At 39.2% G+C, this 22,487-nt stretch carries 11 protein-coding genes and 2 pseudogenes; 4 read left to right on the top strand and 9 right to left on the bottom strand.

The genetic code is table 11. From position 1 onward, the window contains the following. Positions 1 to 39: 39 nt before the first annotated feature. The 4 genes from mukB to JP36_RS02130 all read right to left on the bottom strand — a co-directional run bounded on the left by mukB (position 40) and on the right by JP36_RS02130 (position 7,484). Positions 40 to 4,506, bottom strand: a complete 4,467-nt coding sequence (gene mukB / locus JP36_RS02145) for a chromosome partition protein MukB (protein WP_039171494.1) — start codon at positions 4,504 to 4,506, stop codon at positions 40 to 42. Next, entirely contained in the window at positions 4,506 to 5,225 is a 720-nt protein-coding gene (gene mukE / locus JP36_RS02140; RefSeq protein ID WP_039135938.1) for a chromosome partition protein MukE, read from the bottom strand. The genes mukB and mukE overlap by 1 nt, the downstream gene beginning before the upstream one ends. A 21-nt stretch (positions 5,226 to 5,246) precedes the next feature. Continuing rightward, positions 5,247 to 6,587 carry a chromosome partition protein MukF gene (mukF, locus tag JP36_RS02135; protein WP_039171491.1) on the bottom strand — a complete coding sequence of 447 codons (1,341 nt, stop codon included), beginning with the start codon at positions 6,585 to 6,587 and terminating at the stop codon, positions 5,247 to 5,249. 147 nt (positions 6,588 to 6,734) lie between these two features. Further along, positions 6,735 to 7,484 carry an SDR family oxidoreductase gene (locus JP36_RS02130; RefSeq protein ID WP_039171489.1) on the bottom strand — a complete coding sequence of 250 codons (750 nt, stop codon included), beginning with the start codon at positions 7,482 to 7,484 and terminating at the stop codon, positions 6,735 to 6,737. A 382-nt stretch (positions 7,485 to 7,866) separates the two neighbouring features. Here JP36_RS02130 and ttcA point away from each other — a divergent pair, with 382 nt between their 5' ends. After that, positions 7,867 to 8,787: a tRNA 2-thiocytidine(32) synthetase TtcA gene (ttcA, locus tag JP36_RS02125; RefSeq protein ID WP_039091075.1), complete on the top strand. Its 921-nt coding sequence runs from the start codon at positions 7,867 to 7,869 to the stop codon at positions 8,785 to 8,787. A gap of 192 nt (positions 8,788 to 8,979) precedes the next feature. Here ttcA and JP36_RS02120 read toward each other — a convergent pair whose 3' ends face one another. Beyond that, a complete protein-coding gene (locus JP36_RS02120) occupies positions 8,980 to 9,432 on the bottom strand; it encodes a LexA family protein (RefSeq protein ID WP_039171486.1) in 453 nt (150 codons plus the stop codon). A 153-nt stretch (positions 9,433 to 9,585) separates the two neighbouring features. On the opposite strand from JP36_RS02120, the gene modF reads away from it, so the two are divergent. The 3 genes from modF (at position 9,586) to JP36_RS02105 (ending at position 15,078) form a co-directional block, all read left to right on the top strand. Further along, positions 9,586 to 11,043: a molybdate ABC transporter ATP-binding protein ModF gene (gene modF, locus JP36_RS02115; RefSeq protein ID WP_039171483.1), complete on the top strand. Its 1,458-nt coding sequence runs from the start codon at positions 9,586 to 9,588 to the stop codon at positions 11,041 to 11,043. Positions 11,044 to 11,130: 87 nt separating this feature from the next. Then, positions 11,131 to 13,761, top strand: coding sequence for a DNA topoisomerase (ATP-hydrolyzing) subunit A (gene gyrA, locus JP36_RS02110; protein WP_039171481.1), 2,631 nt, complete (start codon positions 11,131 to 11,133; stop codon positions 13,759 to 13,761). Between the two features lie 171 nt (positions 13,762 to 13,932). Beyond that, on the top strand, positions 13,933 to 15,078 hold the full coding sequence (locus tag JP36_RS02105; protein ID WP_039171479.1) for a 5-methyltetrahydropteroyltriglutamate--homocysteine S-methyltransferase: 1,146 nt from the start codon (positions 13,933 to 13,935) through the stop codon (positions 15,076 to 15,078). Positions 15,079 to 15,345: 267 nt separating this feature from the next. Here the strand turns inward: JP36_RS02105 and JP36_RS02100 are convergent, their stop codons facing one another. From JP36_RS02100 to JP36_RS02085, 4 genes and pseudogenes are all read right to left on the bottom strand, one after another. After that, complete coding sequence (locus tag JP36_RS02100; RefSeq protein ID WP_039171476.1) at positions 15,346 to 15,687, bottom strand: hypothetical protein; 342 nt, start codon at positions 15,685 to 15,687, stop codon at positions 15,346 to 15,348. A gap of 168 nt (positions 15,688 to 15,855) precedes the next feature. Then, a pseudogene (locus tag JP36_RS11945) lies at positions 15,856 to 15,969 on the bottom strand (VENN motif pre-toxin domain-containing protein); the annotation flags it as partial. A gap of 13 nt (positions 15,970 to 15,982) precedes the next feature. Further along, positions 15,983 to 16,228 (bottom strand): DUF7683 domain-containing protein, encoded by a 246-nt coding sequence (locus JP36_RS02090; protein ID WP_013747210.1) that lies wholly within the window; start codon positions 16,226 to 16,228, stop codon positions 15,983 to 15,985. Beyond that, positions 16,225 to 22,470: pseudogene (locus tag JP36_RS02085) on the bottom strand (hemagglutinin repeat-containing protein); the annotation flags it as partial. The gene JP36_RS02090 and the pseudogene JP36_RS02085, both read right to left, overlap by 4 nt. Between the last annotated feature and the right edge of the window lie 17 nt (positions 22,471 to 22,487).

Below are 22,487 nucleotides of genomic sequence, written 5' to 3'. Positions count from 1 at the left end.
ATCCGGCAATTTGCCGGATTTTTTACGATTAATGTCAAGTTAGACACCGAAACCTTTCAGACCAACCACGTGAACAAACTCTTGATTGTGCGCAATTTTACGCACCAGTTTGTAGGTTGTTCCTTTTTCCGGGCTGATATTTTCCGGTGCAGCGATTAACAACTGCATATCTAAACGATCGCACAACTCAAACAGGGTAGAAATGGATTTTGCATCCAAACGCGCTGCTTCATCAAGGAACAATAGACGGCAAGGAATAATATCTTTACCGCGTAAACGGCGAGACTCCTCTTCCCAACTTTGTACAACCATCAATAAGATCGACATCCCGGTACCAATTGCTTCACCGGTTGATAACGCGCCACTTTCCGCACGCAACCAACCGTCCGCGCCACGAAATACTTCCACTTCCAAATCAAGATAATGGCGATAATCCAACAACTCTTCACCGATAGTCTGCGGACTACGTTGCCCCATATCGATATGCGGATTTAAACGTTGATATAATTTTGCCAGTGCTTCGGAGAAAGTGATCTTATTATTATTAAACAGATCTTCATATTCCGCTTTTTGACCTGATAACGCATCTAACAACATCGCGTGTGTATCACGGATATTCACCACCAAACGGACACTTTTCACTTGCCCGAAAGCAATATTTTGCAAACCTTGGTTCAGCAATCGGATACGATTCTGTTCGCGTTGAATGGTTTTACGCATAATGTTCGCCACGCTATCCGCACTGATCGCTAATTTCTGTTCACGGCTGGTCAACTCTTCAGTTAAACGAGAAAGTTCTACTTCCATTTGTTCAATTGCATCAATCGGATCATCGGTTTTCAAAATATCCTGACGAATACGTTCACGTAAATGTTGGTAAACCGCAATAAAGAATTTCACTTTATTTTCCGGTTTTGCTGAATCTTCCGATAAACGCAATGCATCACGCAAATACTCATTATCCGTCACTGCATTACGCAACGCGCCTAATGCTTTATCCGACATAGAACGTAACTCTTCGGCAGAAAGATAAGCCAATTCACGACGATGTAAACGTTTTTCGACATCACTATGGCGAGAAAGACGTTGTACGGCACACCAACTGATTTTTGACATTACCACCATCTCACGCTGTGTCTTATAATCACGTTCCAATTTGCGCAGTGATTTGCTTAAACTGTCACTTTCATTTTCCAGCACTGCTAATTGTTTTTCTAAGTAGTTATAACGTTGGCGATTCACTGATAGTTGCTGATAAAGCTCATCACGACGAGTTTTAGCTCGATTTTCAGCATCCGTATCCACTCTCACACCAAGTTGAGCCACTTCATCCAACAATTCCTGCAATGTTTGCTGTTTTACATCGCGAGAAGTGGTTAAGCCGGTTAAAACTTGTTGATATTGAGAGAATTGATGTTGTGCCTGTTGTAACGCTTCACGCACCTGTTCACGCTGTTGCTGCATCTGTTCTAAGCGTTCACGTAATGTTGTACTTAATGTTGAAGTTTCAATTTCAACACTTTCTTGATAAGCGAAATGCGGCAAACGACTGACAACATCAGTTACGGCGAATAGTTTTTGCTGTATCAGTTTCTGTAACTCGACTGCACGTTGATAATCCTGTTGCAAAGTTTGATGTTGTTTAGGATCACTTTGTAACGCTGTTGCAATCGGCTCAAGTTGCTCAATCCAGTTCCCTTTTTGACGCACAAACATCGCACTCTCTTCTGCAAGCTCCAACTGTTCCTGATAAACCTCAATCTGTTCTAACAGATCATCTTCATCCAATAACGACAAATGTGGCAATAATTTATTTAATTGTTGTAATTGCTGACGAATATCGGCAATTTGATGACGTAATTGCTGCTCTCGATCAGTGAATGTGGATAATTCACGTTCAATATCAGTTCTATGTTGCTGAGCCTCTTTCATCAACTCTTCCGGATCAACTTCAAAAGCTAAAGCAAGATGGCTGCCCACAAATTGACTTAATTGTTGATGCAGACGCTGACATTTTTGTACATCAAACGACACTTGAGCAAACTGCTCCGCAATTTCATCACGCTGTTCACGCAAAGTTTCTAAATGTTTTTCTCTTGCCGCACGACCAAATAATGGAATTTCAGGGAAAGTGGAATAACGCAATTCACGTTCCGACACCTGAACCACGACACCGGCATTTAATTCTTGTGCCGATAAAACACTGTCATCAAACGCATTAGGATCGCCTTCAATTAAGTAGAGATCATCCGGACAATCTTGTAGATCTTGCAATAATGGTTTAACTGCTTCTAAATCTCGTACTACGATAGCGTGACGAGCTGGTCCGTATAATGCAGAAAAATAAGGTGCATCGCTAATATCAACATCATCATATAATTCAGAAAGCAACACGCCACTAAATTTTTCAGCCAACTGATTTAAACGTGGATCTTCCGAACCGTCCGGCTGCGTTAAACGCAAAATTTGTTGCTCTAGGTTCTCTTTTTTCTGTTGTAATTGATCACGTAAAATAACCAACTCACGTTCTTTATTAAGCTGAACCTGCATAAAATCCATTACACTTTGTGCACTTTGAAACTGCTGACTTACCTGTTTCTGAATACGTTCCAATGCTGCTTGTGCAGTTAGCCATAATGGTGCTTTTTGGGCATATTGTTGATATAACGCTTGATAATGATCCCGTTGCTGACGCAAGCCTGAACGCTGTTCAATCAAAGTGTTTAATTGCTCTTCCAACTCTGCCCCAATCTCTTCTTGCTGCAACGCATAATTCTCCAACATTTCTGCACTATTCAATGCTTGCCCAGATTGTTGGTTAAACACTGCTAATTGTTGCTGTACTCGGCGTTGCTGTTCAGCCTTTTGTTGTAATTCAGTCAATTTAGACTTTAATGTATTTGCTTGTTGTAACTGCAATTTTTGTGCAGGGTAATCGCGTAAGATCTGTTTAGCTGCCTCATAAGCCTGATCACGAGCAACATTTTCATCGTGAATCTTGCAAACCAACTGATACGCTTTATCAAATTGGCTTTTTGCGATATCCGCCACCGATAATTTCTGTTCTAACTCCAACACACGTTCAGTCAACACTTCTGCCTGTTCTTCAAACTCCGCTTGATACTGTTCCGCACTCTCCGCTGTTAAAGCGGTAATGCCGGTAATATTCTTAGCTTTTTCCAAAGTTTGAAGTGCTTGTTGATACTGCACACTGCGGGTTTGCTGTGCGTTTAATGCTTGTTGATAATCGGCTAATTGATCACGGATGGATTCAATCTCTTCCTCTATTGCTTCAACCTGTTCTCGTTGTGTTTCAAGATTGATTTGTGCCTCTTCAACAATACCTTGTTGCTCTTCAATATTTTCTGTTAATGATTCAACATCTTGTTGATAACGTTCAATTTTTTCTTGGTGACGCTGTGCATTTACGACCAAATTGTAATGATCATTGGCACTTTGATAATCAATTTCTAATGCTTTTTCTGCCTCTTTCAGTTGACTGACTTCCCGACTGAAATCAACGATATTATGCTGTGCTAAATTGAGTTGCTGTTTAGTGTTAAACAATTCGTGACGTTGTGACAAAATCGCTTCGATATTATGTCTACGCTCATTAGCGTGACGCATATAGTCTGCCGCTACATAGTCAGTAGATTGCGTAATTAAATGTTTGAATAAATCTCGATCCGCTTGTGTGACTTTAATCGCTTCCAGTGTCATACGATTTTCACGCAACGCTACTTCCATATCTTGGAAAGCTTTTTTCACACCAACATTTTCTGGCAATAAGTAATCGCGCAAAGACCTTGTTATCGCTGAAGAGATCCCCCCATAAAGCGAAGCCTCAATTAATTTATAAAATTTACTACGATCAGAGGAAGAGCGTAACCGTTTCGGAATAATCCCCATATCAAACATAAAACTGTGATAATCGGCAACAGAATGATACTGCTTAAAACTTGCCCCAAATTGTTCCACTTTCTCTTTAACTTCATTCAATCCGATAACTTTCGCTTGTGTTTCTGAAATTTTATCAGTGAAAACTTCTGTCGGTGAAATTGATAAAGACAAACCTTGGACAGAGAACGCTTTAATGTCTACTTTACGATCCCTTCCTGCAATTTGTTGCAGACGTACTCCCACTAATGCACGTTGACGATGAGAATTAATAGTATCAAGGATCGCATAACAAACACCTGGGCGTAGTTTTCCATATAAACCTTTATCTCGAGAGCCTCCAGATGCTCCGGCTTCAGTGGTATTTCTAAAGTGTAACAATGTTAAATCGGGGATCAATGCAGTTACAAACCCTGCCATTGTAGTTGATTTTCCAGCTCCGTTACCACCGGACAGGGTTGTTACCAAATCATCAAGATCAAAAGTACGCGCAAAAAAACCATTCCAGTTGATTAAGGTCAAAGAACGAAATTTACCACGTTCTGCGTCACTGTTTTTGGTTATTGGTGCAATTTGTGGCTCTAATGTTTCCATTTGTAAATCCGCCATTATGCCTCCCCTTCTTCACTATTTTCATCTAAATCTTCATCAATACCGTCTTGTTCCGCTTCAATTTGTAATGAATCCGGTGTTGCTATTTCTCCTTCACGAATTAAACGTAATTGAGCTGCCTGAATATCTTCACCACTACGAACCTCTGCACCGAAACGGAAAACCGACTCTGAAATAATAAATTTACCGCTGTTTTGTTCACCTACAGTTTGCAACATTCCTAAACGACGTAAACGACTTATAGCAGCACGCACTTTTTCCGCCAATTTTTGTTTATCCAAATCTGAACCGCTGGAACGTTGATTAACGGCTTTCAACAATTTATTTTCGTCCGCAAGATTAAGCAGTTCATCGTACACTTCCTGAATAGTAAAAACGCCTTGCTGTGCCAAACGTTCCGGACTTAAATAGAGATAACACAACACTTTACCGACCAACATTTCCAATTCTGACAATACACTGCGTGCAATTAATGTAGTCGCTTTTGGTCGCAAATAGAAAAAGCCTTCCGCCGCACGAATCAACTCAACATTATAACGACGATAGAACAATTCCAATTCCGTTTGAAAATCCATTAAAAAGGCGTGTGGATCGAGTTGATCAATACTGATATGTCGTCCGGAACGTAATTGGCTGTCAACAACAGGAAATAACGGATTTGCAATGGCGATTGCCAACTTTGCCGGGATAGGTTCGTAAGAGGTAGTTTCACTCATAATTTGTTCGCTTATAAAAATCTATTTTTTCGGTTGATTATTATATTCATCAATTGGGTGTGCTTGAACTTCTGCACCAAAATCATTAATCGGTTGCCATTGTGGTACATTGCCACTGAAATCTTGACTCGCAATCCCTAATTTGACTGCCTGATCAACAATAATTCTGGCAACATCAAAATGTTGTGATTGCGGATAACGCTCAAGCTGTTGACGTAACAACTCACCCAATTCAATCTGCTGTTTCGTTTCATAATAACGGATTAACAATGATTGCATTGCTTCGCTAATCTGTTCGTGTACCGTCTGTAGAGATTCATATTCCAATTCTGTCGGCAACTCACCTAGTGCTTCTTCTTCACGCAATGCTAACTCTTCATCGCGCAGATCAATCAGACGCTCTGCTTGCACGTGCCACAAATAAAACGGTGTATCAAAATAATCGGCAATTGAACGGCGTAAACGTTGTGCAAACACACGATTTTTATCCAAATCGATTGCGGTACGAATAAATTTATGCACATAACGGTCATAGCTGATCCATAAGTCGATTGCCTGCTGTCCCCAGCTGATAATGCGGTCTAACTTAAGTTGTAAGCTAATAATAAGCTGTTCTACAAAATCCAATTCGGCACGTCCGACAATACAATCCTGAATACGTAATAAACCTGCCTGCAATTTATCACCGGCAGCGTTTAATGTGTCCTGTAATTCACGTAAATTGCCAGATGTTTCATCTAATAACCGTTCACAACTGGAAATTGCCGCTTGCCAATCCTTGCTTAATAATTCCGCAATTTCTTCTTTAGTTTGGTGTTGACTCTCGTCCATAATACGTTGCGAAAGATCAATGCTGTCGAAGATCTCTGCCACAGAATATTTCAACGGTGCAAACACTTCACGCCGCCAATAATATTCATCACCGTCATTTTCTGCCGCTTCGGCAGCACGTTGAATTTCATCGGCAACAATCGAAAGCTGTACGGAAAGACGCAACGCTGAGAATTCCCGTTGACGAATATAATAATCGGAAATGCCCACGCCCAGCGGCGTTAAGCGATAAATTGCCAAACCTTCCGTAAATTCGCTGCTAAAGCGATTCAATAGGCGTTGTTTGACTAAATCATTGATAGCATTATTTGCACGTTGTACAAGCGTATCTTCCGATTGCCCTAATGCTTTGGAAACGTGACGAAACAGATCGACTAAATCGCCCTCTTCCATTTCACCGGCGAAATGCTCATTATTAAAAATAGTGATCGCTAAAAGAAACGCTAATCGATCGGTACTTAAGCTAAGGTTAAATTCTCGCTCCTTGACCCACGACACTAATTCAGGAATGGTTTGAGTTGAATCACTCATTATTGGTTACCTAAACAACTGAGATTTATTTTGATCAAAATAACTAAATGTGCGTTATTCTAGCAAAAAAAGCTGATTTCTCTAAAGGTTATTTCATTCCAGTAACGGAGAAAAATCCCCACCGCAGTGGGGATAATAAACGATGAATTATTGTTTTTTCTTAATTACTAACCCTGCAGGTGCTTGTGCAACCGGCATAATTTCAATACGGTTAATATTCATATGTGGCGGACATTGTGCAATCCAAGCAACAGTATTGGCAATATCTTCTGGTGTAATGTAATCCACATTTGCATAAAGTGCCGCTGCTTTGGCATCATCGCCGTGGAAACGAACATTTGAAAATTCAGTGCCACCACAAAGACCAGGTTCAATATTGGATACACGAATTGCGGTTCCAACCAAATCTGCACGTAAATTCAAGCTGAACTGTTTCACGAACGCTTTAGTTCCACCATAAACATTGCCGCCCGGATATGGATAAGTACCGGCGATTGAACCTAAATTAACAATTAAGCCACGATTACGTTCCACCATACCCGGTAAAACAGCGTGTGTTACCGTTACTAACCCGGTGATATTAGTTGCAATCATCTGCTTCCAATCTTCTAAAGAAGAATCTTGTGCTGCACCGATACCCAACGCCAAACCGGCATTATTGACCAAAATATCGATCGCTTTCCACGCTTCCGGCAATTCCGCTATTGCCTGCAATGTCGCCTTCTCGTCTGTAATATCAAACGCTAACGGTAGGCAATTCTCACCAATCTCCTGTTGTAATGCGAGCAGCCGCTCTTTACGGCGAGCCGTTACAATCACTTTATGTCCTTCTTGTGCCAGTTTACGCGCAATGGCTGCACCGAATCCGGCACTTGCTCCTGTAATTAATGCAATCATATTTTTTCTCCTTCGTTATCGTTGATAAAATCTACATTACTATAAATGACTTATCGGTTACAATTCAATAAATAACAAATGGAAGAATAAACCAAAGCTTTATATAAATAAAAAGTTATATATTTTGAACAAAATTATAACATCAAAACATTAGTTGAGTTTTCATCACAATCTAAGTTTAAAAACATCGCTAACTAACGAGAATAATTTCCTTTGCAATATACAGATAACAACAAGTCTCTTTTATACTTTTTATACTTTAGTTTTAAAATTAGCCTACCTAAAAAGAGAGTTTTTCCATCTAAACAGATAAATCTGTTGCAAAAAAAACATAACTCCGTACCATATCAAGCCGATTTTGACTACCCGGTAAATAACAACAATGTCTATGGAAAAAAAGCAGATTTATAACTTAAACAAATTACATAAACGTTTACGCCGTGAAGTGGGTAAAGCCATTGCTGATTTTAATATGATTGAAGAGGGCGATCGCGTAATGGTATGCCTTTCCGGAGGGAAAGACAGCTATACCTTGCTCGATATTTTATTGAATTTAAAATTGAATGCGCCGGTAAATTTTGAAATTGTTGCGGTTAATTTGGATCAGAAACAACCCGGTTTCCCTGAAGAGGTATTACCAACTTATTTACAACAATTAGGCGTGGAATACAAAATTGTCGAAGAAAATACTTACGGTATCGTTAAAGAGAAAATTCCGGAAGGAAAAACGACTTGTTCGCTCTGTTCTCGTTTACGCCGCGGTATTTTATACCGTACCGCTACCGAATTAGGTGCCACTAAAATTGCATTAGGACATCATCGTGATGATATGTTGGAAACCTTATTTTTAAATATGTTCTATGGCGGTAAGATGAAAAGTATGCCGCCTAAACTGATTAGCGATGATGGCAAACAGATTGTTATCCGCCCGTTAGCCTATTGTCGGGAAAAAGACATTGCTCGTTATGCGGAGACAAAACAATTCCCGATTATTCCTTGTAATCTATGCGGTTCACAACCAAATTTACAACGTCAAGTTATTAAGGAAATGTTACAACAATGGGATCGCCAATATCCCGGCAGAATCGAAACAATGTTCAGTGCATTACAAAATATTGTTCCTTCTCATCTGTGCGATGCTAAATTGTTTGATTTTAAATCAATTCAACGTGGTGTATCGTTAGAAAATATTGAGGGCGATATTGCCTTTGATAAGCCTGATTTGCCAACCGCACCACTGTTGCCAGATGAAGAAAATGACTTCCTTGAACAGACTCAGATTGCATTTAAAGAGGTCATTTAACCATTTTCTCTTCTTTGTTTGAATTAGCGTTTTAAACTTGAGGAAAATATCAAACCTGATACAACATAGCATTGATATTTTCCTCTTTATGTCTGAGATTTTATCTATCCGTGTTCAAAGTCTTTTTTCATCAAGCCATCTTCATACGTACAAGCTCTTATCTTTTTTTCTTACTATCATTTTTTATCGCATTTATGCCGCTTTGCGATTTTTTAGCTGATGGATTGTGCTCGCCACAACACCTTGGATGTTAAGTTGCGTTAATTGCTTAATGGTTAAATTGCTATGATTTGAGTCCAAAGAAAAGAATACATATTGTTGATCTTTCATTGCAAAATATTCATATAACTGCAAGCCGTCATCTTGCTCAATTACCACTAAATCCCCTTCATTAATTTGTTCTCTTTGCTCAATGATCAGGATATCACCTACATCAATCCCCCATGCCAACAAATTTTCATTAGTCACACGAAGAAAAAAGGTTTGTTGCGGCTTGCGGATGCAATAACGATTCAGATCCATTTTATAGTGAATATCGCTTTGTTTATTGAAATAAGGTAATTGCGGCTTATCATCATATAACGGCAAAGGAAGATAAGAATATTTTTGTTCTACACTGGCAGCTGTTTTAGTTTGCGGTTGCATAATGACCTCCACGATCATAAATACTGTTTATTTATACAGTATAATTTACTGTATATTAATACAGCATTCAACTATTTTTTACACATTTATTTGCTAATAGCATCAAGTTAAATAAACTAAACAGGCTTATCAATAAGTTAGAGTGACATCAATATGCAAATTACATTTCAACAAGCAAAAATAAAAATAACATCGGAACTCTGGTTACATATCGATCATTTTGCCATCGAAGAGAAAACATTTAATGTCATTGTCGGTCATAACGGCAGCGGTAAAAGCACATTAAGCAAATTTATCAGTCAACACCAACCCCCTTATGAAGGACATTACCAAAATACATTTGAAAAAATCAGTTTAGTTTCCTTAGCTCAGCAGCAAGTATTATTGGAGCAGATTTTTCGAGATTTAAATAATGACAGTGTCAGCCCAGATGATCATGGTAAAACAGCAAAACAAATCATTTGTATGAACAAACAGTATAGTGATCAAAAAATTGTAAAAACAGCCACTTTAATTGGTATAAAACCTTTATTAGATCGTGCTTTTAAATTGCTTTCTACTGGAGAGGCAAGAAAAGTGTTATTGGCAAAAGCTTTAATTGAACAGCCGGATTTATTGATTTTAGACGAACCGTTTGAAGGATTGGATACAAACTCTCAACAGCAATGGCTACAATTATTACAACAGTTAAAACAAAATATTACTATTATCTTAGTGATTAATCGTTTGAACGATGTGCCAATTTGGTCAGACACTATTTCATTGCTACATCAATGCCATTTATTAATGCAAGATCAAGCAGATAAAATTCTAGACAGTGATGCTTTCCAACAACTCTGCTATGCAGAAACTTCGCTACACGTTCCTGTGCCTCTTCCTGCTTTTCCTCCTGTGACATTGTCACAAGATTTACAAACTATTTTTGACTTAGAAGATGTTACTGTTAAATATGGAGATAAAATTATTCTAAATAAACTGAACTGGCAGGTAAAACCGAAACAACATTGGTGGATAAAAGGCCCGAATGGTTGTGGTAAATCAACCTTGTTGTCAATAATTAACGGCGATCATCCTCAGGCATTTAACAACAAAGTAAAATTATTTGGCAAGCAACGTGGTAGTGGCGAAACTGTTTGGCAAATTAAACAAAATATCGGTTTTCTTAGCAATCATTTCCATCTTGATTATCGGGTTAACTGCTCAGCATTAAATGTGATTATTTCCGGGTATTTTGACTCTATCGGTGTTTATCAGCAGGTTGATGAAAATACCCGTTTGAACGCTTTGCAGTGGTTACAACGCATTAATATGGAAAAGTTTACCAACACACCGTTTCGCTCTCTTTCTTGGGGACAACAACGACTATTATTAATAGCGAGAGCTTTGGTTAAACACCCTCCGATTTTAATCTTAGATGAACCATTAATTGGCTTGGATGCATTAAATCGTCATTTGGTCTTAACTTTTATCAATCAACTGATTGTAAACAGCGATACGCAACTCTTTTTCGTTTCTCACCATTCAGAGGATCAGCCTGATTGCATTAGTCATATTTTTGAATTTTTACCAACAGGAAACGGTTACCAATACCATAGTTATGCCTTAGATTAAATTCAGCTTTACCCTATGGTTACAGTGCTTTTTGTGCTATAATCCGAAACTGTTTTTTGACAAAATTCAAATATAGGAAATGTCTAAATGAGCGATTTAGCAAAAGATATTATTCCCGTTAATATCGAAGAAGAAATGAAATCGTCTTACTTGGATTATGCAATGTCCGTAATTGTTGGTCGTGCATTACCTGATGTAAGAGATGGGTTAAAGCCGGTACACCGTCGCGTACTTTTCGCAATGGCTGTTGGAGGCAATGACTATAATAAACCATATCGTAAATCCGCGCGTATTGTCGGAGATGTTATTGGTAAATACCACCCTCACGGAGATTCTGCCGTTTACGATACTTTAGTGCGTATGGCTCAACCTTTCTCTTTGCGCTATCCATTAGTGGATGGTCAGGGTAATTTTGGTTCTATTGATGGAGATTCACCTGCTGCAATGCGTTATACCGAAGCACGTATGACCCAAATTGCACACGAATTATTAGCTGATTTAGATAAGGAAACTGTCGATTATCAACCAAACTATGATGGTTCGGAAATGATCCCTGAAGTATTGCCCACTAAAGTGCCTGCATTGCTTGTTAATGGTTCTAGTGGTATCGCTGTCGGTATGGCAACCAATATTCCTCCACATAATTTAGGAGAAGTAATTGATGGTTGTTTAGCCTATATTGATAATGAACAGATTACTATTGATGAATTAATGAGCTATATTCCGGGTCCGGATTTCCCTACTGCGGCTATCATTAATGGCAAAAGAGGCATTGAAGAGGCTTACAAAACTGGACGCGGTAAAATTTATATCCGTGCAAAAGCCGATATTGAAACTGATGACAAAGGTCGTGAAAGCATTATCGTTCACGAAATTCCTTACCAAGTAAACAAAGCACGCTTAATCGAGAAAATCGCTGAATTGGTTAAAGAGAAAAAAATTGAAGGTATTAGCGGTTTACGTGATGAATCCGATAAAGACGGTATGCGTATCGTGATTGAAATCAAACGTGATGCGGTCGGTGAAATTGTCTTAAATAATCTTTATGCCCTCACACAATTACAAGTTACCTTCGGCATTAATATCGTTGCTCTCGACCACGGGCAACCTAAGCTACTCAATCTAAAAGAGTTAATTGAAGCGTTCGTATTACACCGTCGTGAAGTTGTTACTCGCCGTACTGTATATGAACTGCGCAAAGCGCGCGAACGGGCGCATATTTTAGAAGGTTTGGCAATCGCACTTGCCAATATTGATCCGATTATTGAATTAATTCGCAATGCACCAACGCCAGCAGTAGCAAAAGAGGGGTTATTATCTCAACCGTGGCATTTAGGTAATGTTGAAGCAATGTTGGCGGCGACCGGAGTCGATGCGGCACGTCCAGAAAATTTAGATGAAAATTTAGGTATTCGTGGCGGTGTTTATCATTTAAGTGAAGCACAAGCACAAGCAATCTTGGATTTACGTCTACAAAAACTTACCGGATTAGAACACGAAAAAATTCTAGATGAATATAAGTCACTGCTAGATGTGATAGCAGAGCTTTTACATATTTTACATAGTCCGGTACGTTTAATGGAAGTAATTCATGAAGAGCTAGAAAAAATTAAAAATCAATATAACGATCCTCGTCGTACTGAAATCACTGCAAGTAGTGGAGATATCAATCTTGAAGATTTAATCAATCCTGAAGATGTTGTTGTGACATTGTCACACGAAGGTTACGTTAAATATCAACCACTTTCCGATTATGAGGCTCAACGGCGTGGTGGTAAAGGTAAATCAGCAACTAAAATGAAAGATGAAGATTTCATTGAAAAGCTTTTAGTGGCGAATACTCACGATACTATTCTCTGTTTTTCTAGCCGTGGTCGTTTATATTGGCTGAAAGTATATCAATTACCACAAGCTAGCCGTGGTGCAAGAGGTCGCCCTATTGTCAATTTATTACCTTTACAAGAAAATGAGCGTATTACTGCAATCCTTCCTGTCAAAGAATATGCTGAAGATAAATTTATCGTAATGGCAACTGCTGGTGGTTTAGTGAAGAAAACAACCTTGACCGAATTTAGTCGCCCACGTACCAGTGGTATTATCGCAGTAAATTTACGAGATGATGATGAACTTATCGGAGCTGATATTACAGAAGGCAATAACGAAATTATGCTATTCTCTGCACAAGGTCGTGTTGTGCGTTTTGATGAAAACGCAGTACGTGCAATGGGTAGAACCGCTGCTGGTGTAAGGGGAATCAAACTTGCTTTAACCAATGACATTTCCGATGAAGAAAATAGCAATGAAGAAAACGCTACCGATGAAACTGAGCAAATTCTAGATTTAAGCATTGATAAAGTAGTTTCATTAGTGATTCCTAAAACTAACGGAGCAATTCTTACTGCAACACAGAATGGTTATGGTAAACGAACCGCACTTGCGGAATATCCAACCAAATCTCGTAATACCAAAGGTGTTATTTCAATCAAAGTCAGCGAACGTAACGGTAAAGTAGTTGCTGCCACCCAAGTGGAAGAAAATGACCAAATTATGTTGATCACTGATGCCGGTACCTTGGTGCGTACTCGTGTTGCTGAAATCAGTCTTGTTGGGCGTAATACCCAGGGTGTCCGTTTAATTCGTACGTCAGATACTGAACAAGTAGTCAGCATTGAACGTATTTGTGATGACGATGAAAACGAGGCTATTTCTGAAGAATAGTTTCTATATCAAAAACGATATTTTGGCATAAATTAAACTAAAGGCGATGATAAATCGCCTTTTCTATCACTATTTTTCGTTATCCTCTTGATAACTTGTATAAAGTACAGTACAGTATTTTTTGTTTAGACATCTAAACGTCTATTTTAATATATAATATGAGGTTTTAAAATGAGTAAATTATTCCCAAATGCAACACAACGCACAAAAGCCCCTTTCCGTTTTGATATTGTCGGCTCATTCCTACGCCCAGAAGTATTGAAACAAGCACGTCATCAATGTCAATGTGGTGATATTAGTTGTGCTGATTTAAAAAATGTTGAAGATCAAGAAATTACAAAATTAGTAGAACATCAGAAACAAGTTGGCTTACACGCAGTAACTGATGGCGAATTTCGCCGCACATTCTGGCATATGGATTTTCTTGCTGCATTGGATGGGGTTGAAGAAGTCGATGCCAAAAAATTCTCCGTTCAATTCAAACATCACAATGTACGTCCTAGAACATTAAAAATTGTCGATAAAGTTGGTTTCAGTGACAACCACCCATTTGTTGAACATTATCGTTCATTACAAAAAATTGCAGGCGATTATCCAGTAAAATTCACCATTCCTTCACCGACCATGCTGCACGTTATCTGTATTGCTCGTGAAGCGGAATATCAGCCGATTGAGCTTTATAAGCAAAATCCACAACAATTATTTGCCGATCTTGCACAAGCTTACCGTGATGCTATTGCAAAATTCTATGAATTAGGCTGCCGTAACTTGCAATTAGATGACACCAGTTGGGGTGAACTCTGCTCAGAAGAAAAACGTGCCGCCTACACTGCACGCGGTATTGATGTTGATCAACTCGCAAAAGATTACGTTAATTTAATTAATGAAGCTATTAAAGATAAACCAGAAGATATGACAATCACAATGCATATTTGTCGTGGTAACTTCCGCTCAACTTGGTTCTCTTCCGGTGGTTATGAACCTGTCGCAGAAACATTATTCGGCCATTGCAAAGTGGATGGTTTCTTCCTTGAATATGATAGCGACCGTGCCGGAGATTTTAAACCGTTACGCTTTATTAAAGATCAACAGGTTGTATTGGGCTTGGTCACCTCAAAAAGCGGTGAGCTTGAAGATAAAGATGAAATTATTGCCCGTATTAAAGAAGCAGCGCAATATGTTGACATCAATCAGCTTTGTTTAAGTCCACAATGTGGTTTTGCTTCAACCGAAGAAGGAAATGTGTTGACTGAAGAACAACAATGGAAAAAACTTGAATTTATTCGTGAAATCAGCGAAGAAGTTTGGGGAAAATAAATTTCCTTAATGAACAAATCATCTGCCCTTTAAATTTGGATTTACCAACGTACAGAGAGGTGCAGATTTTTTTATGACCTTGAATTTACAATCTAACTGCAACAAATAAAAAAGTGTTCATAAGGAATTCAACTATAATTTGTTTACCACAACAAAATCACTGATAAGAACTTATGAACACCTACAAACATATTACACTTGGTGAACATAAAAAGATAACGGCTTTTTTACGCATTAGGTAAAACTATTACACAGATCGCTTAGCAATTACAGTAACTCTAGCCATTGTAATGCAGGCGAAATTTTACCCATTGCCTTTTCAGCTTGCAGAGCAGTGATAAAGGCTTTATCACTGATCCCTCTAGCAAGCGTTTCAACAGTAGTAACCCCTTTAATTATTACGTTACCACTATTCCCAAGCACCGCCAATCCCTCTAAAGTGGATTTACCAAATTGATAATCTAATGAGCTGTAAATCCTATGTGCAGCTTGGTATTTCTTATCTAATTCAGGGTTTGAATATTTTATTGCAGCTCCTGTAACATCCATTTTTAAAATATTCTTGGCAGTTTCAGGTTGCCAAGCTGCCGCTTCATTCACCCAATACATCAGTTGTTGATATTTTTGTGGGGTTAATGATGTTGGGTCTTTCTAATATTTCGTTAGTAAGGCATCAGAGACTTTATCTTTCATCTTTATGCTAGTGATATGTTCGACATCTTCTGGCGTTAATACTTTCTTCTCAGCAAGTTTGTCTAAAATAGCAATCTCTTTTTCAGAGAGGAAATTATCCTCAACCGCCCTCTTTCCAATCTCTGCCGCACTAATAGCACTTGAGGTGCTATCACCCACCAAGCCACCCACTAAACCACTGGCAAGTTGGCTTAAATTTTCTGATTTATTTTTATTTTCTACAACAGCTCGCATGAAAACAAACATCCTTATTTTTATATAAAGATACTAAGTGTTCTCCTCCTAAATTAATCACTTGCTCTTCATCTAATGCATATACACAAATAGCATAACAATCATCATCATCAGGCTGGATATAAGAAATAGCTTTTTCATCAGGTAATGTTATTTCATATGAATCAATTAATTCATCTGTTATATTATCAAAAACATCTATATATCGAGTAACTTCTATCATGGTTCTATTCTCCTTGTTGGATCCGCATTTTTAAGTTGTTCTCCTGTTTTAAAATCAAATTCTCCTAAATGCTTACCTTGCTTATTATATTTTTCCATTGTCCCATGTTGTGAATCCCATTCATAAATATTCCCCTCTCTATCTTTCCAACGTTCACGAAGTTTTCCTCCTCCGCGAATAGATGTTTTTTCTTTTGCCCTAGTTAAACCTTTAAAGCCAGTTATTTCTTCTTTTTTAGGAGCTGGAATATACTTCCAATCTTTATTTTGTATATTTGGATTTTTAACTTTTTTAGCAAAGCTAGCAATCTTAGGTGATATTTTTATTCCTTGATCTTGTTGAGAGGCAATAAAACTATCTACCAAACCAACTATCGCTTTTTCTGTAATCGTTCTGTTTTCTTCAATAAAATTAAATTCTTTACTATTCTCATCAATAATAAACTCAAGAAATTTATTTTGAGCTTCATAAGATAAATTACTTAGTTTAGAATTAAAATATCCTACCAATTCAAAGGCTTTTTGATTTGCTTCTTCTAATGCTTTTTCTGTGCCGTAACGGCATATTGCAGAATCAGTACAGTTTTCTGTTAATTCTTTATATTGCTTATCACTTAGCGCTTTAGCTTTTATAAAAATTTCTTCTATAGGCTGCTTATCTTTCTCCGCTGCATCCAACTCTCTAAATAAATCAGATACTTGTCCGCTAAGCAATCCATTATTCTCAACCGCCCTCTTTCCAATCTCTGCCGCACTAATAGCACTTGAGGTGCTATCACCCACCAAGCCACCCACTAAACCACTGGCAAGTTGGCTTAAGGTGGAGACGGTTTGTTTTTGTGCTTCGGTGAGTTGGTCTGGTGTTTTTTGGTAAAGCTGTTCTGTGATAATTTTTGCAGCCAATTCACCGCCAAGCGCTCCAGCTGCCCCTGCAGCAGCGTTGTTTCCTGTCGCATAAGCTTCGATTGCTCCTAATAAGGCGTGTGCCATTAAGTTGGCTTGGGTATCTACTTCGCCTGTTATTTGATTAGTTGTGGCTTTCTTTATCGCATAATTGGCATACGGCGATAAGCCACCAACTACTGCTTGCGAGGCTTCACCTGTCGCTATCCCTTGTAATACCCCTGTAACCGCACGCACGGCAAGTTGGATTTGACCGCCTTGTCCGTAGGTTTTTATGACCTTATTGGCTGTATCTAATTTCTGTTGTGCTGCTTGGTTATGCTCATCATTCTTTAATATCGCTTCCGCTTCAGCCTTTTGCCGTTCTGCTTCATCTACTTTTGGTTTTAAAACGATGGTAATGCCATTATTGGCTATCTCACCTATCACTTGTGCCATCTCTTGGCGCATTTTCAGGTCAGCAATCTCGGTTTTATCAATTCGTTCGTTTGCTGTGGTGGTATCGCGAGAAAGGGTAGTCGGAATATCACCTTGTTGCGTGGTGAGCTGAATATTGCTACCTATCGTACTATATGTGGTGCTGCTTTCGCGCTTTTGTATATTCCCCAACGCACTTAACGCCGCTGCCATACCATTGGCAATATTTTGTTCCATATTGGTCGAAATGCCTGCACTGATAGATTCCACTTTGGCTTCACTGTGATTCTCAATATTTTCTGAGGTTAAGCTGCCTGTGGTAAAGTGGTTTTTCTCTTGGCTTGCTTGACTGTCAACAATAGCCCCTTTTAAGTGCGTATTGCCTTGTACAGTAACCTCTAATCCTTCTTTGCCTGCGTGTAAACCACTCTGCTCTTCAACTTGGGCATAATTGAGCTTGCCTTTGTTCAAGCTTGCATTGACTGAAGCATTTGAGCCGCTGCCATAAATCGCCACCGATGCCGAAACACCTGCTTGAACTTGGTTACTATCATAGTGTTGCTTATCTTGTCGGCTTGCTATCGTGAGATGACGCCCTATCTCTGCTTGAATGTGGTCAGCATTAACTACGGCTCCTTTCAGGTTTGTGTCTTGCCCACTACGAAGCATAGCGTTATCCGCTTGTATGGCTGTATTTACTTGCGTAACACTATCGCTGTTCTCGTCTCCTTTTCCTACTTGAGCAGAGCCTTCCACTCCAAAACCATAGCTACCGCCGCTATAGCCCACAAATACCCCAGCACTCCAACCGCTATTCTTATTATCACTACGATGACTCATCGTATCTTGTGTAGACAATAAGTTAAGGTTGCCTGCTGCGTCTAATATGGTATTGCCTGCCTTGATAGAAGAGCCAATAATATCTAAATCGCCTTCTGTAGTCGTCAAATTCACATTACCTGCACTTAAGGTACTGCCTTGGTGTATCACTTGTTTGGTTCGACTATGTGATTCTGATTTTTGCTCGCCCACCGACGCGGAGATTTTAAAGTCTGAACGCTGACCTGATTGTGCTGCTTGAGCCACTTTTGAGGCTTCTTGTGCGGCTAATACGCCTTCCTGAGCCGCTTTGATTTCATAAAGGGCTTTTAAACGACTATCCTGCACCTGTTGACTACGCGTCATACTGTCTCGTGCTTTCATCGCCATATCAGTCACTGGAGAAGACAGGGATACGGTCAAACCTGACTGTTTAAACTCGTGGTCTTCTGTGCGCTCAATCACGTCTTTACCTGCTTCTACTTTTAAGGACTTGGCGGTGACATTAATACTTTTCTCTGGTTGAACAATCAGGTCAGTCCCCAGAATATTAGCTTGACTGCCAGCGACTAAGGTAACATTACCGCCTAAGCTGCCTACTGTGGCACGTGCATCGGATTGGGTAATTTCATTATCGGTATAATCCTGTTTTTCTGAGCGGCTGCCAATGGTAAAACCAAACCCACCACTACTCATTAAACCTGATTTCTTCTCTGCGTAAAAATCATGTTCTTTTCGGGTATTTTTCGCTGCAGTGATCTCAATGTCTTGAGCTTGTAAGTTCACATTTTTATCGGCAACAATGGTGCTGCCTTTAACAGAAACTTTGCCTTGATTTGCAGTAAGTACAATGTTGTCTCCTGAGAGTTGTGAACCTTGGGCTAAGTCATATTGGTGATCATGTTTAATGATTGTTGTGCTACGGCTCAGTAGGCTTTTATCTTTGTATTTGGTTGCAAATGAGAGTGTTTCTTGGTCACGCCCTGCTTGTAGTTGAATATCACCTTGCTCACTATTAACAATAAGGTCGCCACCCGCATTAATTTGTGCGGCACGTAACATGACACCTTGTTTGCCATTGAATACCGCATTGTCTTTAATTTTAAAGGTAGAGCCGATTTCTCTTTGTTGGTCGAGTTTCCAATAGTTTTCTGAATTAGCAATATAATGTGAACGTTCGCGTTCAGTGACAGTCCCGATATGTATATCACCACCAGCTGTTAATAAGGCAGATCCAGCATTAACACTGGTTGCGTCTAATTGAATATCGCCTTGGCTTTGCAAAATAAGCGCTTGTTTTACCTGTAATAAAGCTTGCTGATCTAATTGACGATGCGCATAGTTAGGGTTGGCTTTTGCTTCGCTCATTCGCCCTTCAATCTGAATTGAACCTGCATTGAGATAAAGATTATTGGCATTAAGCTCTCCACCTTGTTGATAGAAACGCTTCGCTAGCTGAAAATTCAGTTGATCGGCAGCGAGGGTACCTGTGTTGACGACATTTTGTGCGGAAATTTGTGTTAAATTGCGTCCGGCAATTATGCCACTATTGTTGACTTCACCCTCACTGTCTATTTCAATTTCTCTTGCAGAGATAATAGCGCCTGTTGGCTGAATATCGACATCACGTTTTACGAGATAAACTTGAGGGACAAGCACTTGAACTTGAGTACCGTCCTTTAAGGTGACGGTTTGAGGCGCAAGCCATACCATATCTTCGGTTAATTCCTGCATTTGTGCAGCACTAAGCGCAACACCAGGAATCAACTGATAACGTTGTGCATAACGAATACCGGCATCCATCAATGCTTTGTATTGTTCATAATCCGAAGTGTAATTGCCTAAGAAGCGTTGCCCGGTCAGTTGGTTAATCTGCTCGTTAATTAAACGCTGTTCATAATAACCATCTCCTAAACGTTTAAGCATCGTTTGTGGTTCGGCGCGTAAGGCATCAAACATATAATCGGAGCTTAACCATTTGCGTTTATTGGCAAAGCGTGGATCTGTTTCAACTAAGATATGGCTATCCGTCTTTGGATTAATACGATAGAGGCTGACTTCCGGTAAACGAATGTCGGGTTGATAAGTTCGTACTTGACCAACCGATTGACTCATTTCAACACTGATGATTTTTGGTAACACCGGTGTTGATATTTGATGTGGCTCAATAGCAGAAACAGGGGCGACCTTTAATGCTTGCTCCGCAAGCGTGGAAGCTTGATGCTGTTTATCAATAGTGACTTGAGAGGCTTGGCTTGCTACGGCTTGCGCTTGACCGATGGTGTTTTCTACTAGGTGAAATTTAAAATATTCCACCGGTAAATCTCGACTAAATGGTTTATCATCATCACCATATTTAGCCCATACTTTTTTACCTCTCCAACCATGACGCTTACGTTTTGTGACCATAGTGTACCAAGTTCCTTCATCATGGCGATGAATTTCACCGATGAGATCTTTATTCTCTAATCGAACAGAATTACCTTTTAAGTTACGATTTTTCTCATTTTGATTAAATACCCGTCCGCCCATACGGATTCGATTGCCGACCAAAATTTGTGAAACATCGTTCACTAAATCTTCACCATTTAACCGTAAATCACCAGCAATCAAAATTTTAGCTGGGTCACGATGTTCCAATGTCGTTGTGACAGTATGACGATTAAAATGCCATTGTACCCAAGTTGGATTGCCCACTCGTGGTCTACCGTCATTAAAATTAAAATAAGAGTTTTTGTCATGCCGATTATTGTTATTACGATCAAACCATCCTTCAAGACTAGAATAGCGTTTACCTTTACTATGTACCGCATATTCACTGATACGTTGATCTTGATGATCTTCTCCAGTAATTAAATGCAAATCATGATTCCATAACCGTTTAGTATTAATTTTTCCATTCCCCAAGGCTTCAATAGTAGCACTACCATTATCCACAAAATCAGCTTGTCCAATGGCTCGTTGGTTTGCATCGATTCGTCCACCAATCGTTAAATCTCCTAAACTCAAAATTAAGGCATGATCACTATTGGTTAAGGTACCTACCCCTAGATGAAGGTTTTTACGTGCCGCTATGGTTGCAGTATGCACTTCATTATTGGAATGTTCTGGTTGATTATTTAACACATTGGCTTGAATCGCTAACTCATCGCCATAAATACGTCCTGTGCCGAGATTATTTAAAGTATTCACATAAATTGCATTTTGTGTACCATCAATTAATCCCCGATTGGTCAATGAATTTGCAGTCAGTTGGGTATTGGGCGAGGTAAACTCGCTGTTTGTTGGATTCTCAATCTGTTTTGCTGTGATCTGTAAACCTTTTCCCGTGATTAATTGAGTCTGATTAATAAAATCGCCCATTGTTTTTATCGCTAAATGGCCAGCGACAGTAAAAGGTTGGGTAAGGATTAAATCTTTTTGTAGCTCAATCAAGGCATCCTGATGACTTTTAATATTACCTTCATTATTAAACTGTTGCAGAACCAACCTTAGATTTTGCCCGCTTTCAATGATACCCAGTTGATTATGTAATGTGAGAGAATCGCCTTGCAGATTCACGTTGCCTAAAGAGAGGATTTCACCTTGTTGATTATGGATATCTTGTGCCACACTCGCACTAAGTTGATCGGTGGTATAAATGCCACCTCGCTGATTATCCAGTTGCTTACTACTCAAGGTAAGCTGATGACCTACTAAGCCTTGCGTTGGTATCGCTGTCGTTGCTTTGGTGGCTTGATTATTCAGGTGATTTGTGATCAAGGTGAGCGTGGCACCACTTTGAATCACCGAACCTTTAGCGTTGATTGCTTGGTTGTTAATTTCACGATTTGCCGTAATTTCAATATTTTGTTGTGCTTGAATAGCTCCCTGACGATTATCTAAAGTATTCCCTGTTAAAGATATTTGTTGTTGGCTAAGTAAGTTTCCTTGTTGGTTATCAATTTGTTCACTTTGGATAACCAAATTACCCTTTGTACTGAGGTTGCCTTGCTGATTATTTAATACAGCAACGGCCTGTAAACGAATATCACCTTGACTTGTTATCCCTTGATGTTGGGTTTGTTGATTATTTAATGTATGGTTATGTGTATTAATTGTGATAGGCATAGTAGACAAAA

The sequence above is a fragment of the Gallibacterium genomosp. 1 genome (genome assembly GCF_000771875.1).
GTDB lineage: Bacteria > Pseudomonadota > Gammaproteobacteria > Enterobacterales > Pasteurellaceae > Gallibacterium.
Note: the sequence above shows the minus strand (reverse complement) of the source record. Positions and strands in the feature narration are given on the sequence as shown.

Bases quoted from the DNA above. Each gene is read 5' to 3' on its own strand.
- ttcA (WP_039091075.1), top strand. From the start codon at position 7,867: ATGTCTATGGAAAAAAAGCAGATTTATAACTTAAACAAATTACATAAA.
- JP36_RS02120 (WP_039171486.1), bottom strand. From the start codon at position 9,432: ATGCAACCGCAAACTAAAACAGCTGCCAGTGTAGAACAAAAATATTCT.
- JP36_RS02105 (WP_039171479.1), top strand. From the start codon at position 13,933: ATGAGTAAATTATTCCCAAATGCAACACAACGCACAAAAGCCCCTTTC.
- mukE (WP_039135938.1), bottom strand. From the start codon at position 5,225: ATGAGTGAAACTACCTCTTACGAACCTATCCCGGCAAAGTTGGCAATC.
- mukF (WP_039171491.1), bottom strand. From the start codon at position 6,587: ATGAGTGATTCAACTCAAACCATTCCTGAATTAGTGTCGTGGGTCAAG.
- mukB (WP_039171494.1), bottom strand. From the start codon at position 4,506: ATGGCGGATTTACAAATGGAAACATTAGAGCCACAAATTGCACCAATA.
- JP36_RS02090 (WP_013747210.1), bottom strand. From the start codon at position 16,228: ATGATAGAAGTTACTCGATATATAGATGTTTTTGATAATATAACAGAT.
- gyrA (WP_039171481.1), top strand. From the start codon at position 11,131: ATGAGCGATTTAGCAAAAGATATTATTCCCGTTAATATCGAAGAAGAA.
- JP36_RS02100 (WP_039171476.1), bottom strand. From the start codon at position 15,687: ATGTATTGGGTGAATGAAGCGGCAGCTTGGCAACCTGAAACTGCCAAG.
- modF (WP_039171483.1), top strand. From the start codon at position 9,586: ATGCAAATTACATTTCAACAAGCAAAAATAAAAATAACATCGGAACTC.
- JP36_RS02130 (WP_039171489.1), bottom strand. From the start codon at position 7,484: ATGATTGCATTAATTACAGGAGCAAGTGCCGGATTCGGTGCAGCCATT.